Source organism: Streptomyces sp. NPDC091209, from assembly GCF_044757755.1.
GTDB lineage: Bacteria > Actinomycetota > Actinomycetes > Streptomycetales > Streptomycetaceae > Streptomyces.
The window spans coordinates 488,740-503,550 of sequence record NZ_JBIVVR010000001.1 but is presented as its reverse complement, the minus strand read 5'-3'; the positions used below and the strand labels follow the sequence as shown (position 1 = coordinate 503,550).

Genomic DNA, 14,811 nt, shown 5'->3' with positions numbered 1-14,811 from the left:
CCTGCGGGAGAGCGGCCCGCGGCACACCCGCCCCGAAGCCGAGACAACCACCGCCCGCCGGGCAAGCACACCCAGCCCCCGGACCCCGCAACCCCGATCCGCCCGGCCCCGGGCCCGGTGCCCCTGCTCGTCCGCCCCGGGTCCGGCGAGCCTCCATCGTCCGCCCCCGGCCCGGTGATCCCGATCGGCCCGCCCCGGGGCCCGGTGACTCCGCATCGCCCGTCCGGGGTCTGGTGACTCCGCACCGGCAGTGCCGGGTCCGGTGAGCCTGCACGGCAGTGCCGGGCCCGGCGAGCTCGATCGGCCCGTCCCTGGGTCGGTGGCTCCGCACGTCCGTTCCCCACCCGGGGAGCCGCGCGGTCGGCTTCCCGGGTGGGGAACGGCGTCGTACCGGCCGGTCTCAAGCCCGGCAGGGCCCCGTACCGTGGACCGGGTGAGCACCCTGGAGCGCATGAGGGACTGGCTGCGGGCCCACCCCCTCGCCCTGGACGCCGCGCTCGCCGCGGGCGTCCTCGTCAGCATGGTGGCCGGCTCCTTCGTCGATGCGCACGGTCCCGACGGTACGACCTGGGGCGTCCGGACCCCGGACGCCCTCAGCCTCGCCCTCATGGTCCTCGGCTCCGCGGCCCTGGTCTTCCGCCGCCGCTCCCCGATGAAGGTCCTCGCGGCGACGGTCGCCGTCTCCCTGGTGGAGCTGGTGACCGCGGACCCCCGCGCCCCGGTCGCGATGTCCGCCGTCGTCGCCCTCTACACCGTGGCCTCGGCCACCGACCGCCCCACCACCTGGCGGGTCGGCCTGGCGACCATGACCGTCCTGACGGCCGTCGCGATGCTCGCAGGACCGCTGCCCTGGTACGCGCAGGAGAACCTCGGCGTCTTCGCCTGGACCGGCATGGCCGCCGCTGCGGGTGACGCCGTCCGCAGCCGCCGCGCCTTCGTGTACGCGATCAAGGAACGGGCCGAGCGAGCCGAGCGCACCCGCGAGGAGGAGGCGCGTCGCCGCGTCGCCGAGGAGCGGCTGCGGATCGCCCGCGATCTGCACGACGTCGTCGCCCACCACATCGCGCTCGTCAACGTGCAGGCCGGAGTGGCCGCCCATGTGATGGACAAGCGCCCCGACCAGGCCAAGGAGGCCCTCGCCCACGTACGGGAGGCCAGCCGGTCCGCGCTGAACGAACTGCGCGCCACCGTGGGCCTGCTGCGCCAGTCCGGCGACCCCGAGGCCCCGACCGAGCCCGCTCCCGGACTGGCCCGGCTCGACGAGCTCGCCGACACCTTCCGCAACGCGGGGCTCCCCGTGGAGGTGGCCCGTTCCGACCACGGCACCGCTCTGCCCGCGGCCGCCGACCTCGCCGCGTACCGGGTGATCCAGGAAGCCCTGACCAATGTGCAGAAGCACGCGGGACCGGCGGCGAAGGCCGAGGTGAGTGTGGTCCGGGTCGGACCCGTGGTGGAGGTGACCGTCCTCGACAACGGCCCCGGACGCGACGACGACCCCGGACAGGACACCGCCCCGCGGGACGGCGGCGGCCACGGACTGCTCGGCATGCGGGAGCGTGTCACCGCGATCGGCGGGAACTGCACGGCCGGTCCCCGTTACGGAGGCGGCTTCCGCGTCCATGCGATCCTTCCGGTCAAGAACCACGCGCCTGCCCTGGGGGACCCCGTATGACGATCCGTGTCGTGCTCGCCGACGACCAGGCGTTGCTGCGCAGCGCGTTTCGCGTGCTGGTCGACTCGGAGCCGGACATGGAGGTCGTGGGAGAGGCGGCCGACGGCGCCCAGGCCGTGGCGGTGACCCGGGACGAGCGGGCCGACGTGGTGCTGATGGACATCCGGATGCCCGGGACCGACGGTCTCACCGCCACCCGGCTGATCACCGCCGACCCGGGCCTCGCGCACGTACGAGTCGTGATGCTGACGACCTTCGAGGTCGACGAGTACGTCGTGCAGTCGCTGCGGGCCGGCGCGTCCGGGTTCCTCGGCAAGGGCGCCGAACCCGAGGAACTGCTGAACGCCATCCGGATCGCCGCGGGCGGCGAGGCGCTGCTGTCCCCGGCGGCGACCAAGGGCCTGATCGCCAGGTTCCTCGCGCAGGGCGACGGCGCGGACGACGGGCGCGCCGCCGCCCGCTCCGAGCGGCTCGACGCGCTCACCGGGCGCGAGCGCGAGGTGCTCGTCCAGGTCGCCGCGGGCCACTCCAACGACGAGATCGCCGAGCGCCTCGAAGTGAGTCCGCTCACGGTGAAGACGCACGTCAACCGGGCCATGGCCAAGCTCGGCGCCCGTGACCGGGCACAACTGGTCGTCATCGCCTATGAGTCCGGCCTGGTACGCCCGAGGGTGGACTGAGCGTTACCTGCTCGTACTGCGCCTGGAGTAGGTTCCGGGTAAGGAAATGGACCCAGGGGCTACGGATCACCGCCCGCTCATGGCCCAGGGTGTGACATGGGGAGTTCCCCCGTCCCCCGTATTCCGCTCGAACCACGGAAGAGAGACCCACCACCCATGTCCTGGCTGTCCAGATTCAGCCTCGCGCAGCGGGCCCTCATAGGGCTGATGTCGATCATCGCGCTCGTCTTCGGGGCGATAGCGATCCCCCAGCTCAAGCAGCAGCTGCTGCCCACCATCGAACTGCCCGTGGTGTCCGTGCTCGCGCCGTACCAGGGTGCGTCTCCGGATGTGGTCGAGAAGCAGGTCGTCGAGCCCGTCGAGAACAGCCTCAAGGCCGTCGACGGCGTCACCGGTGTCACCTCCACCGCCAGCGAGGGCAACGCCGTGATCATGGCGTCCTTCGACTACGGCAACGACACCAAGCAGCTCGTCGCCGACGTCCAGCAGGCCGTCAACCGGGCCCGCGCCCAGCTCCCGGACGGTGTCGACCCGCAGGTCATCGCCGGTTCGACGGACGACATCCCGACCGTCGTCCTGGCCGTCACCTCCGGCCAGGACCAGCAGGCCCTGGCCGACCGGCTCGACCGCACGGTCGTCCCCACCCTCGAGGGCATCGACGGCGTCGGCCGGGTCGATGTCGCCGGTGTGCGGGACCTCCAGGTCACCGTCACGCCCGACGACAAGAAGATGGCGAAGGCCGGTCTCAACCCGGCGGCCCTCGGCCAGGCCCTCCAGGCGGGCGGGGCGACCGTCCCGGCCGGCTCCTTCGACGAGGCCGGCAGCAACCGCACCGTGCGGGTCGGCGGCGGCTTCACCTCGCTGCAGCAGATCCAGGACCTGATGGTCACGGGGCTGCCCGGCAAGAAGCCCGTGCGCCTCGGCAGTGTCGCCACCGTCAGGCAGGAGGAGGCCAAGGCCGACTCCATCACGCGCACCGACGGCCGCCCGAGCCTCGCCGTGACCGTCACCATGTCCCACGACGGCAGCGCGGTCGCCATCTCCGACGCGGTCAAGAAGAAGCTGCCCGGCCTGCGGGCCGACCTGGGCGCGGGGTCGGCGATCACCGTCGTCAGCGACCAGGGCCCGGCGGTCTCCAAGTCCATCCACGGGCTGACCACCGAGGGCGCCCTGGGCCTGCTCTTCGCGGTCCTGGTCATCCTGCTCTTCCTCGCGTCGATCCGCTCGACGCTGGTCACCGCGGTGTCCATCCCGCTGTCCGTGGTGCTGGCCCTGGTCGTGCTGTGGACCCGTGACCTGTCGCTCAACATGCTGACGCTGGGCGCGCTCACCATCGCGATCGGCCGGGTCGTCGACGACTCGATCGTCGTCCTGGAGAACATCAAGCGGCACCTCGGATACGGCGAGGAGCGCCAGGAGGCGATCCTCACCGCGGTCCGCGAGGTGGCCGGCGCGGTCACCTCCTCGACGCTCACCACGGTCGCCGTCTTCCTGCCGATCGGTCTGACCGGCGGCATGGTCGGCGAACTGTTCGGCTCCTTCAGCCTGACGGTCACGGCGGCGCTCCTCGCCTCCCTGCTCGTCTCGCTGACGGTCGTCCCGGTGCTCTCGTACTGGTTCCTGCGCGCCCCCAAGGGCACCCCGGCGGACGCCGAGGAGGCCCGGCGCCTGGCCGAGGAGAAGGAGGAGCGCAGCCGTCTCCAGCGCTTCTACGTCCCCGTCCTGCGCTTCGCGACCCGTCGCCGGCTGACCAGCGTGCTGATCGCGGCCGCGATCCTCGTCGGCACGTTCGGCATGGCGCCCCTGTTGAAGACGAACTTCTTCGACCAGGGCGATCAGGAAGTCCTCACCGTCAAGCAGGCGTTGAAGCCGGGCACCAGCCTGGCCGCGACCGACGCGCAGGCGCGGAAGGTCGAGAAGGTCCTCGCCGGCGTCAAGGGCGTCAAGGACTACCAGGTCACCATCGGTTCGTCCGGCTTCCTGGCGGCCTTCGGCGGCGGTACGGACACCAACCAGGCGTCGTACCAGGTCATGCTGCAGGACTCCGCGTCCTCCAAGGACGTCCAGGCCCGTATCGAGAAGGGGCTCGGCGGGCTCTCCGGCGCCGGCACCCTCACGGTCTCGGCCGGCAACGGGTTCGGCAGCCAGGACCTCAAGGTCGTCGTGAAGGCGGCGGACGGGGACGTGCTGCGCAAGGCGGCCGGCCAGGTCCGCGACGAGGTCGCGAAGCTCGACGGCGTCACCGACGTCACCAGCGACCTCTCCCAGAGCGTGCCGCGCATCTCGGTCACGGCCAACTCCAAGGCGGCGGCGGCCGGTTTCAACGAGGCCACACTCGGCGCGGCCGTCACCCAGGCGGTCCGCGGCACGACCAGCGGCAAGGCGATCCTGGACAACACCGAGCGGGACGTCGTCATCAAGACGGCCGAGCCGGTCGGCACGCTCCAGGAGCTGCGCGGGCTGCGGCTCGGCGCGGTGAAGCTCGGTGACATCGCCGACGTGAAGCTGGTCGACGGGCCGGTCTCGATGACCCGGATCGACGGCCAGCGGGCCGCCACGATCACGGCCAAGCCGACCGGTGACAACACCGGCGCGGTCAGCGCGGATCTCACGGCGAAGCTCAAGACGCTGAAGCTGCCCACCGGCGCCACGGCGGCGATCGGCGGTGTCTCGTCGGACCAGAGCGACGCGTTCAAGAACCTGGGCCTGGCGATGCTCGCGGCGATCGCGATCGTCTTCATGCTGCTGGTGGCGACCTTCCGCTCGCTGGTCCAGCCGCTGATCCTGCTCGTGTCGATCCCGTTCGCGGCGACCGGCGCGATCGGCCTGCTCGTCGTCACGGGCACCCCGATGGGTGTCCCCGCGATGATCGGCATGCTGATGCTCATCGGCATCGTGGTGACGAACGCGATCGTGCTGATCGACCTCGTCAACCAGTACCGCGCCCAGGGTTACGGCGTGGTCGAGGCCGTCATCGAGGGCGGCCGGCACCGGCTCCGCCCGATCCTGATGACGGCGCTGGCGACGATCTTCGCGCTGCTGCCGATGGCGCTGGGCGTGACCGGCGAGGGCGGCTTCATCGCGCAGCCGCTCGCGGTGGTGGTGATCGGCGGTCTCATCACGTCGACGCTGCTGACGCTGCTGCTCGTTCCGACGCTCTACGCGATGCTCGAACTGCGCAAGGAGCGCCGGGCGAAGAAGCGGGCGGCGAAGCGGGAGTCGGCGGCGAAGGACGCCGAGTCCGGCGAGAGCGCCGTGGGCGACGAGGACAAGTCCCCGGAGCCGGCCGGAGTCTGATCCGGTTCCAGGAAAGGGCCCCCACCCCGGTGTTCACGCGCCGGGGCGGGGGCCCGCTTCTTTTCGGCCGCACCCGGGTCACTGGGATTCCGGCCACTTCGCAGCCTTCCGGAATTGGTCCATACCAAAGCCTTGACGCCGCTTTGCTTGCGCCTTAAAACGACTGATGAACACCTCTCTTTCGGCCCCCCCACCGGAACGTCCGGAGCACACATCGGCGAAAGGTATGACATGGGCATGCAAATTCGATGGCGACGTGCGGCGGTCGCCGCGGTCGGCACCCTTGTCCTCGGGCTGCTCAGCGTGCTCCCGGCCTCGCCGGCGGCCGCCGCCACGGGGCAGATCAGCGGCCTCGCGGGCAAGTGCGTCGACGTGGCCGGCGCGGGCACCGCCAATGGCACGGCCGTACAGCTCTACGACTGCAACGGCACCCCCGCACAGCAGTGGAACGTCGGCGCGGACGGCACGATCCGGGCGCTCGGCAAGTGTCTGGACGTCACCGGCAACTCGACCGCCTCCGGCGCCCAGCTCCAGCTGTGGGACTGCACCGGCGGCCCCAACCAGCAGTGGGTCGTCACCGCCGCCCGGGACATCGTGAACCCCCAGGCCGACAAGTGCGCCGACGTCACCGGGAACAACTCGGCCAACTCCACCCGGCTGCAGATCTGGACGTGCACCGGCGGCGCGAACCAGAAGTGGACGGCTCCGGCCACCGGCGGTGGCGGCACCCCGAGCGGATTCGTCGTCTCCGAGGCCCAGTTCAACCAGATGTTCCCGAACCGGAACTCCTTCTACACGTACAGCGGCCTGACCGCCGCGCTCGGCGCCTACCCCGCCTTCACCACGACCGGCAGCGACACGGTCAGGAAGCAGGAGGCCGCCGCGTTCCTCGCGAACGTCAACCACGAGACCGGCGGACTCGTCTACGTGGTGGAGCAGAACACCGCCAACTACCCCACCTACTGCGACTGGAGCCAGTCCTACGGCTGCCCGGCCGGACAGGCGGCGTACTACGGGCGCGGCCCGATCCAGCTCAGCTGGAACTTCAACTACAAGGCCGCGGGTGACGCGCTCGGCATCGACCTGCTGGGCAATCCCTGGCTCGTCCAGAACGACTCGGCGGTGGCCTGGAAGACCGGCCTCTGGTACTGGAACACCCAGTCGGGCCCCGGCACCATGACCCCGCACAACGCGATGGTCAACAGCGCGGGCTTCGGCCAGACCATCCGCAGCATCAACGGCTCGCTGGAGTGCGACGGCAGGAACCCCGCGCAGGTGCAGAGCCGCGTGGACGCCTACCAGCGCTTCACGTCGATCCTCGGCGTCACGCCGGGAGCCAACCTCTACTGCTGACCGCCCTACGACAACGGCAAGGGGCGCCCCTCATGACCGAGGGGCGCCCCTTGCAGTTGAACCGTCGGGTCTACGGGAGCGCCAGCATCCGCTCCAGCGCCAGCTTCGCGAACGCCTCGGTCTCCTTGTCGACCTCGATGCGGTTGACGAGGTTGCCCTCGGCGAGGGACTCAAGCGTCCACACCAGGTGCGGCAGGTCGATGCGGTTCATCGTCGAGCAGAAGCAGACGGTCTTGTCGAGGAAGACGATCTCCTTGCCCTCGGGCGCGAAACGGTTCGCCAGACGCCGTACGAGGTTCAGCTCCGTGCCGATCGCCCACTTGGAGCCGGCGGGGGCGGCCTCCAGGGCCTTGATGATGTACTCCGTGGAGCCGACGTAGTCCGCCGCTGCGACGACCTCGTGCTTGCACTCGGGGTGCACGAGGACGTTGACGCCCGGGATCCGCTCGCGGACGTCGTTCACCGAGTCCACGCTGAAGCGGCCGTGCACGGAACAGTGGCCGCGCCACAGGATCATCTTCGCGGAGCGGAGCTGCTCCGTGGTCAGCCCGCCGTTCGGCTTGTGCGGGTTGTAGAGCACACAGTCGTCCAGGGACATGCCCAGATCGCGGACGGCGGTGTTGCGGCCGAGGTGCTGGTCGGGCAGGAACAGCACCTGCGAACCCTGTTCGAAGGCCCACTCAAGGGCCCGCTGGGCGTTCGACGACGTGCAGATCGTGCCGCCGTGCTTGCCGGTGAACGCCTTGATGTCGGCGGACGAGTTCATGTACGAGACGGGCACGACCTGCTCGGCTATGCCGGCCTCGGTCAGTACGTCCCAGCACTCGGCGACCTGCTCGGCGGTGGCCATGTCGGCCATCGAGCAGCCCGCGGCGAGGTCCGGCAGGACGACCTTCTGGGCGTCGCCCGTGAGGATGTCCGCGGACTCCGCCATGAAGTGCACACCGCAGAAGACGATGTACTCGGCCTCCGGACGGGCCGCCGCGTCGCGGGCCAGCTTGAAGGAGTCACCCGTGACGTCCGCGAACTGGATGACCTCGTCGCGCTGGTAGTGGTGGCCGAGTACGAAGACCTTGTCGCCGAGCTTCGCCTTGGCCGCACGCGCGCGCTCGACCAGGTCCGGGTCGGACGGCGAGGGCAGGTCGCCGGGGCACTCGACACCCCGCTCGCTCTTCGGGTCGGCCTGGCGGCCGAGCAGCAGCAGGGCGAGGGGCGTCGGCTGTACGTCGAGCTCCTGGGTCTGGGCGGTGGTCACGACACGCACCCTTTCTGTTCTGCGGGTCGCCGGGCCCGTAAGGGAGCGGGCCCGGCGTATCGATGCCTTTTCGTCGAATTGACGCTATCTATCATAACCGCTTCACGTCACGTTGACGATGGCCATAGCGTCCATGTGACGTGAATCCCGGTCGCCTCTCCGGCGGGTGACACCCGGGTGTCCGTGGGGTTGTCCACAGGCCGGTGTTCGTGCGCGGGCGTATGTGCGAGCATGAAGAGAGAAGGCACAAGACATGAGCTCGGCCCCGGAATGAATCCGCGGCCCCGCCGGTTGCAACCAGCGGCAAGCAGTCTCCGTACAACCCGGGAGAGAAGCAGATGTCCGTATCGGACGAGACCACCACCGTGAGCGACGGCATCATGCTGTCCGACGCCGCCGCGGCCAAGGTCAAGGCCCTGCTCGACCAGGAAGGCCGCGAGGACCTGGCGCTGCGCGTCGCCGTTCAGCCCGGCGGCTGCTCCGGCCTGCGGTACCAACTCTTCTTCGACGAGCGTTCGCTCGACGGCGATGTCGTCAAGGACTTCGACGGTGTGAAGGTCGTCACCGACCGCATGAGCGCCCCGTACCTGGGCGGCGCCTCGATCGACTTCGTGGACACCATCGAGAAGCAGGGCTTCACGATCGACAACCCGAACGCGACGGGCTCCTGCGCCTGCGGCGACTCCTTCAGCTAGTCCGGGAACCGGCGGGGGCCCGAGATCGTTCCGGGCCCGTGTTCGGCCGGCCCCGACTGCCACTGAGCCGAGCCCGCGGCTCACGGTTCCGGCCGACCGCGTGCGCGCACGCCGAGTACGGACGAAGGCGGCGTCCCCCTCCGAGGGGGACGCCGCCTTCGCGTATCCGGGACCGGGCAGCCGCTACCGGGTCCCCGCCGACGCCGTTCCGGACGTCCCGGGGAGGTCGACGCTGCCGTGGTGGACCGTCTTGCCGTCCGTCCCCACGACCTCGCGGCCGCCGAGCGGCGCGTCCAGGCGCACCGTCTTCTCGTAGATCTTGGCGATCATGATGCAGATCTTGTTCTTCCAGGGCCGCTCCGTCACGGTCACGGTGACCTTGCCGGCGCTCTCGCTCGCCGACGCCGTGTAGTCGGCGCACACACCGCCGGTGAAGCTGACCGTCAGGTCCTTGCCGTCCGCGGTGTAGCCCTGGACGTCGACGTCACGGGTGGCCGTCGGCGAGGACGGCTCGCTCGACGGCACGGTCGGATCCGGACTCGGCTGTGCCGAGGAGGCCGGCGAGGCCAGGAACTTCGGGTCGACCGCGGGATGCGTCACGGTGTAGGTGTTGTCCGCGCCGGGCGACCGCACCTCGAACAGCCAGGACGGCACCAGTGCCTGCCGCCCGTTCGCACGGTGCGCCGCCAGTCCGAAGGTGGCCTTCACGACCGTCACCGACTCCGGCCTCAGCGCCGGGGACGGGTGCCCGCACGGCATCTCGTCCCGGTCCTTCAGCGGTACGGGACTGGCGCAGCCGCCGATGCCCATACGCGGGTCGTGCGTCGCCGGCGCCGACCCGCTCATCAGGTCCAGCGTCTTCTGCGCGCCGACGACCGGGTACGCGTCTCCCTCCACCGGCGTCTTCAACTGGCCGCTTCCGCCGATGACTTGACCTTCCACGTTGATCTGGAGGCCGGTCGTCCACCCGTAGGTGGGCAGTCCGCCCACCACCGGGTCGGCGTTCACCACCCGTACGCGGCCCATGAGTTGGCTCGCGTCCAGCTTCGCGTCGTCCTGGCCCACCGCCTTCAGCACGGGAGCCGCCGCCTTCTCGGCCGTGGCCTCGCTCACCGGGCCCGGGCCCGTCCCGGCCAGGGAACCGGAGCCGACGGGCCGGCACATCTTGCCCTTGGCGCAGTTGTCGGTCCCCGGGATGTAGGAAAGGAAGGTCCAGTTCCCCGGGGCGTCCGCGTTCACCCGCAGGTTCGGCTCGGCGCCGTCCTTGGTCGTGCCGACCGTCCAGGCGTTCCCGTCGAGCCGGGGTGTGCCCGCCAGGTCCAGGGCCTTCGCGAGCCGGGCCACCTCGGCCCGGGTCACCTTGCCCTCGGCCCACTGGACGTGCGCCGAGCGCGGTCCCGTGGGGAGCGTGCCGACCACGTGATAGGTCGCGCCGTAGGGGTCGGGCTCGCCGGGCGCGATGCCGGCGGTACCGCCCGTGGTGCCGGTGCCCGCGGTACTCCCGGTGTAGCCGTCGAGGGCCAACTGCGGGGGAGTGGCGTCGGCGCCGGGCGTCCCGGAACGGCCGCCGGACGCCGTCGCGGCGAAGTACGCGCCGCCGCCCCCGACGAGCAGCACGGCGGCGACGACCGAGGCGACGGCCGCCGGTGTGCGCCGCCGACGCCCCCCACCGGCCCCGGCCCCCTTGCCGTGACTCCCGACGATCTCCGGAACAGCCCCGCCGAGCGCCCCTTCGCCCTGCTCACCGCCGGACCCACCACCAGCACCCACGACAACACCATCGGCCTGCCCGCCGAGCGCGCCCCTGGCCTGCCCGTCGCCAGTGCTTTCGGCATGCCCGTCGGCAGCGTTTTCTGGGTGCCGCTCAAGCGTGTTTTCGGCGTGCCTATCGAGCGTGCCCCCAGCGAGCCCGTCGGCAGTGCCTTCGCCAGGACTCTCGACGCCGCCTTCGGCGGTACCCGCGACAGCACCTTCGCCCGGACCCGCGACGCCACCGGCGGCGGGAGTCTCCGCTGCGGCTTCGGCGAGACCCGCGACGGGGCGTTCGGTGTCACCTTCGCCGGGGCTCTCGGCGGAAGTGTCGCCGGGGCCCTGCGCGTGACCTCCGACGGGGGCCCCACCGGAACCCGCGTCGGAACCGTCGAGGTCGCTTTCGGCGGAGCCCTCCGCGGAATCCGCGCCGACCTCCTCGGCGTCCCTTGCGACACCGCTCTCGGCGGGACCTTCGGCTGCTCCGTCGCCGGAACCTCCGACGGCGCCCTCGGCCGAGTGTTCGCCGGGGTCTTCGCCGGTGCCCTCGGCGGAAGCGTCGGCTGTCCGCTCAGCGGTCACGCCGCCGGCGTCCTCGCCTGGGCCCCCGCCGACGCCCTCGCCGGGACCGTCGGCGGAAGCCCCGCCGGTCCCCTCGACGGTCACGTCGACGGCTTCCTTGGCGGGACCTTCGCCGGTGCTCTCGGCGGGACTGTCGGCGGAAGCCTTGGCGCTCCCCTCGCCGGCCCCCTCGACGGCGTCCGCGCCGGGACCCGCGTCGGCGCCCTCGGGCGTACTCTCGCCGGGGCCCTTGCCGGGGCCCTCGTCGGCGGTCTCGCCGGAAGCCGCGACGGAGCCCGGGGTGGTTCCGTCCGCGGAACCCTCCACCGTCTCGTCGGCCGCGTCGGCGGGACCTGCGTCGGCGGGACCCGTGACGGCGTCCTCGACGGGACCCCTGGCGTGACCCTGGACGGGATCGGTCGCGTCGTAGTCGGGTCGCTCGGTGCTCACCGCATCGCTCCTTCGGCTCCACTGCTGTCGCATGACCCGGCCCTGTCAATGACGGGCTCTCCAGGGTCGTATAGCGCATCCCCCATACAGGGGACGGCGATGGGACGCAGCGGGGGAGCGCACGGTTCCCTGCGAGCGCACTCCGTCTTCACCCGTTCGGCGCCGCCGGGGCTCTCACCCGTACGGCGGCACCGCGCGGGCCACCGCCGGTCAGTCGCCGTAGTCGGACATCGCGTCCAGCATCCGTGCCGAGGTGGGCGGAACGGTCACGCCGTGGATGAGGGAGAGGGAGACGTGGAGGGGAGGGACCGGTGCGGGAGCCGACCAGTGCCCGGCCATCCGGGCGCAGTCGCCGCGCAGCGACGCCAGATCGCCTTCCAGGTCACTGACCGGGCCGAGCGGAGCGGTGTCATGGACCTTGAGGTTCGTCATACCGGAACCGTATGCACCGTTGCCGTCACGAAGAAAGATCTACTATCGGGTAGTTTTGGCCCTTCAGGGGTCGTGTGCGGACCCGGTAGCGTTAAGTGTCAATCCCCCTCCCCTCGCAGGAGCGTGTCCTAGCCGTGCGTATCGCAGTCACCGGCTCCATCGCCACCGACCACCTCATGACCTTCCCCGGCCGTTTCGCCGACCAGTTGGTCGCCGATCAGCTGCACACGGTCTCCCTCTCCTTCCTGGTCGACAACCTCGATGTCCGCCGGGGCGGGGTCGGCGCGAACATCGCGTTCGGCATGGGCCAGCTCGGTACCCGTCCGATCCTGGTCGGGGCGGCGGGCTCCGACTTCGACGAGTACCGCGCCTGGCTGGACCGGCACGGGGTCGACACCGCCTCCGTGCGCATCTCCGAGGTGCTGCACACCGCGCGCTTCGTGTGCACCACGGACGCCGACCACAACCAGATCGGCTCCTTCTACACGGGCGCGATGAGCGAGGCCCGCCTCATCGAGCTCAAGGCCGTCGCGGACCGGGTCGGCGGTCTCGACCTCGTCCTGATCGGCGCGGACGACCCCGAGGGGATGCTCCGCCACACCGAGGAGTGCCGCTCGCGCGCGATCCCCTTCGCCGCCGACTTCTCGCAGCAGATCGCGCGCATGAACGGCGACGAGATCCGGGTCCTGCTGGACGGCGCGACGTACCTCTTCTCGAACGAGTACGAGAAGGGACTCATCGAGTCCAAGACGGGCTGGACCGACGAGGAGATCCTCTCCAAGGTCGGCCACCGGGTGACCACCCTCGGCTCGCGCGGTGTCCGTATCGAGCGCGCGGGCGACGACCCGATCGAGGTCGGCTGCCCCGAGGAGGAGCTCAAGGCGGACCCGACGGGCGTCGGTGACGCGTTCCGGGCCGGCTTCCTCTCCGGTCTCGCCTGGGGTGTCCCCCTGGAGCGCGCCGCCCAGGTCGGCTGCATGCTCGCCACCCTGGTCATCGAGACGGTCGGCACGCAGGAGTACCAGCTCAGCCGCGCCCACTTCATGGACCGCTTCACCAAGGCGTACGGCGACGACGCCGCCACCGAGGTCCGGGCGCACCTCTCCTAGTCGCGGACACCCGACCCGGGTCCGGGCCCGCCTTCCGTCCGGCGGAGGCGGGCCCGTGCTCTTGTCCGGCGGAGGCCGGGCCCCGGTGCGCGGGTTGCCCTAGGACAGCCGGCGGACGACATACGCCGAGCCGTGGTCCGCCGGCTCCTCCCCGACGTACTCCTGGCCCCGCATCTCGCACCACGCGGGGATGTCGAGGCGGGCCGCCTCGTCGTCGGACAGGACCCGGACCGTGCCGCCGACCGGCACGTCCCCGATGACCTTGGCCAGCTCGATGACGGGGATCGGGCAGCGCCTGCCCAGCGCGTCGACCACCACGGTGTCGGCCGATGCGGGGACCTTCGTCACCGTCGTCGGCGCCCCCAGCTTCTCGCGGACCCCCGCGACCACGGCCGGGAGGACCGACAGGAAGCGGTCGACGTCCTCCTCCGGCGTGCCGGGCGGCAGCGACACCCGCACATTGCCCTCGCTCAGGACACCCATGGCCTTGAGGACATGGCTGGGGGTGAGGGTGCTGCTCGTGCAGGACGAGCCCGAGGACACCGAGAAGCCCGTGCGGTCCAGTTCGTGCAGCAGGGTCTCTCCGTCGACATAGAGACAGGAGAAGGTGACGATCCCCGGGAGCCGCCGGACCGGGTCGCCGACCACCTCGACGTCCGGCACCAGAGCGGGCACCCGCGCGCGGATCCGCTCCGTCAGTTCGCGCAGCCGTGCCGCCTCCACGGCCGCCTCCGCGCGGACGGCACGCAGCGAAGCCGCCGCGGCCACGATCGCCGGGATGTTCTCGAACCCCGCCGCCCGCCCCGACTCCCGCTCGTCCGCGGGCCCTTGGGGCGCGAACCGTACCCCCTTGCGTACGACGAGCAGCCCGACGCCCGACGGGCCGCCCCATTTGTGGGCACTCGCCGTCAACAGGGACCAGTCGCCCTCCACCCGCCCCCAGCCCAGCGACTGCGCCGCGTCCACCAGCAGGGGCACCCCCGCCCCCCGGCACATCTGTGCCACCTCGGACACCGGTTGCTCCGTGCCCACCTCGTGGTTGGCGGACTGCAGGCAGGCCAGCGCGGTGTCGGGGCGCAGGGCCGCGGCGTAGGAGGAAGGGGACACCCTGCCCGCGCGGTCGACCTGAACCAGGGTCACCGCACCGCCCGACGCCTCGTGGACGTCCGCCGAATGGAGTACCGACGAGTGTTCGACGGCTGACACGATCAGGTGGTGTCCGACGCGCCGCCGGCCCGCCAGGGCACCCGCGATCCCGGAGTGCACCGCGCGGGTGCCGGAGGCGGTGAAGGCCAGTTCGTCGGGGCGGCAGCCCACCGCGTCGGCCGCCGCCTCGCGCGCCGCGTCGAGGAGCAGCCGGGCCCGCCGGCCCTCACGGTAGAGACGGGCGGGATCGGCCCACCCCTCGTCGAGCGAGGCCTGCAGGGCCTGTCGGGCGACGGGGTGCAGCGGGGCCGCGGACGCGGCGTCGAAGTAGGACACGCCACCACGCTAGCCCGTCCTCCCAAGGGGGCGTCAGAAGCCAGCGGACTGGGGCATTCCAGGTGTCCTGACATGG

10 protein-coding genes are annotated in these 14,811 nt (G+C 71.5%); 6 read left to right on the top strand and 4 right to left on the bottom strand.

Annotated features, from left to right (window positions below):
- Positions 1-433 precede the first annotated feature (433 nt).
- The 4 genes from ACIQRL_RS02235 (at position 434) to ACIQRL_RS02220 (ending at position 7,002) form a co-directional block, all read left to right on the top strand.
- Entirely contained in the window at positions 434-1,672 is a 1,239-nt protein-coding gene (locus tag ACIQRL_RS02235) for a sensor histidine kinase (RefSeq protein WP_401325852.1), read from the top strand.
- Positions 1,669-2,352, top strand: a complete 684-nt coding sequence (locus ACIQRL_RS02230) for a response regulator (RefSeq protein ID WP_401325849.1) — start codon at positions 1,669-1,671, stop codon at positions 2,350-2,352. The genes ACIQRL_RS02235 and ACIQRL_RS02230 overlap by 4 nt, the downstream gene beginning before the upstream one ends.
- A gap of 156 nt (positions 2,353-2,508) precedes the next feature.
- Positions 2,509-5,649, top strand: a complete 3,141-nt coding sequence (locus ACIQRL_RS02225; RefSeq protein ID WP_401325846.1) for an efflux RND transporter permease subunit — start codon at positions 2,509-2,511, stop codon at positions 5,647-5,649.
- 237 nt (positions 5,650-5,886) lie between these two features.
- Positions 5,887-7,002, top strand: a complete 1,116-nt coding sequence (locus ACIQRL_RS02220; RefSeq protein ID WP_401325843.1) for a glycoside hydrolase family 19 protein — start codon at positions 5,887-5,889, stop codon at positions 7,000-7,002.
- A 70-nt stretch (positions 7,003-7,072) separates the two neighbouring features.
- On the opposite strand, the gene nadA is transcribed toward ACIQRL_RS02220, so the two are convergent.
- A complete protein-coding gene (nadA, locus tag ACIQRL_RS02215; RefSeq protein WP_401325840.1) occupies positions 7,073-8,257 on the bottom strand; it encodes a quinolinate synthase NadA in 1,185 nt (394 codons plus the stop codon).
- A gap of 338 nt (positions 8,258-8,595) precedes the next feature.
- On the opposite strand from nadA, the gene erpA reads away from it, so the two are divergent.
- Positions 8,596-8,952 (top strand): iron-sulfur cluster insertion protein ErpA, encoded by a 357-nt coding sequence (gene erpA, locus ACIQRL_RS02210; protein ID WP_351557066.1) that lies wholly within the window; start codon positions 8,596-8,598, stop codon positions 8,950-8,952.
- 183 nt (positions 8,953-9,135) lie between these two features.
- Here the strand turns inward: erpA and ACIQRL_RS02205 are convergent, their stop codons facing one another.
- Entirely contained in the window at positions 9,136-11,712 is a 2,577-nt protein-coding gene (locus ACIQRL_RS02205; RefSeq protein WP_401325837.1) for a hypothetical protein, read from the bottom strand.
- Between the two features lie 210 nt (positions 11,713-11,922).
- A complete protein-coding gene (locus ACIQRL_RS02200) occupies positions 11,923-12,144 on the bottom strand; it encodes a hypothetical protein (protein ID WP_401325835.1) in 222 nt (73 codons plus the stop codon).
- Positions 12,145-12,278: 134 nt separating this feature from the next.
- Between ACIQRL_RS02200 and ACIQRL_RS02195 the strand changes: the two genes are divergently transcribed.
- Entirely contained in the window at positions 12,279-13,253 is a 975-nt protein-coding gene (locus ACIQRL_RS02195; RefSeq protein WP_401325833.1) for a carbohydrate kinase family protein, read from the top strand.
- Positions 13,254-13,352: 99 nt separating this feature from the next.
- Here the strand turns inward: ACIQRL_RS02195 and ACIQRL_RS02190 are convergent, their stop codons facing one another.
- Entirely contained in the window at positions 13,353-14,735 is a 1,383-nt protein-coding gene (locus ACIQRL_RS02190) for a cysteine desulfurase/sulfurtransferase TusA family protein (RefSeq protein ID WP_401325830.1), read from the bottom strand.
- Between the last annotated feature and the right edge of the window lie 76 nt (positions 14,736-14,811).

Bases quoted from the DNA above. Each gene is read 5' to 3' on its own strand.
- ACIQRL_RS02230 (WP_401325849.1), top strand. From the start codon at position 1,669: ATGACGATCCGTGTCGTGCTCGCCGACGACCAGGCGTTGCTGCGCAGC.
- ACIQRL_RS02225 (WP_401325846.1), top strand. From the start codon at position 2,509: ATGTCCTGGCTGTCCAGATTCAGCCTCGCGCAGCGGGCCCTCATAGGG.
- ACIQRL_RS02220 (WP_401325843.1), top strand. From the start codon at position 5,887: ATGCAAATTCGATGGCGACGTGCGGCGGTCGCCGCGGTCGGCACCCTT.
- erpA (WP_351557066.1), top strand. From the start codon at position 8,596: ATGTCCGTATCGGACGAGACCACCACCGTGAGCGACGGCATCATGCTG.
- ACIQRL_RS02200 (WP_401325835.1), bottom strand. From the start codon at position 12,144: ATGACGAACCTCAAGGTCCATGACACCGCTCCGCTCGGCCCGGTCAGT.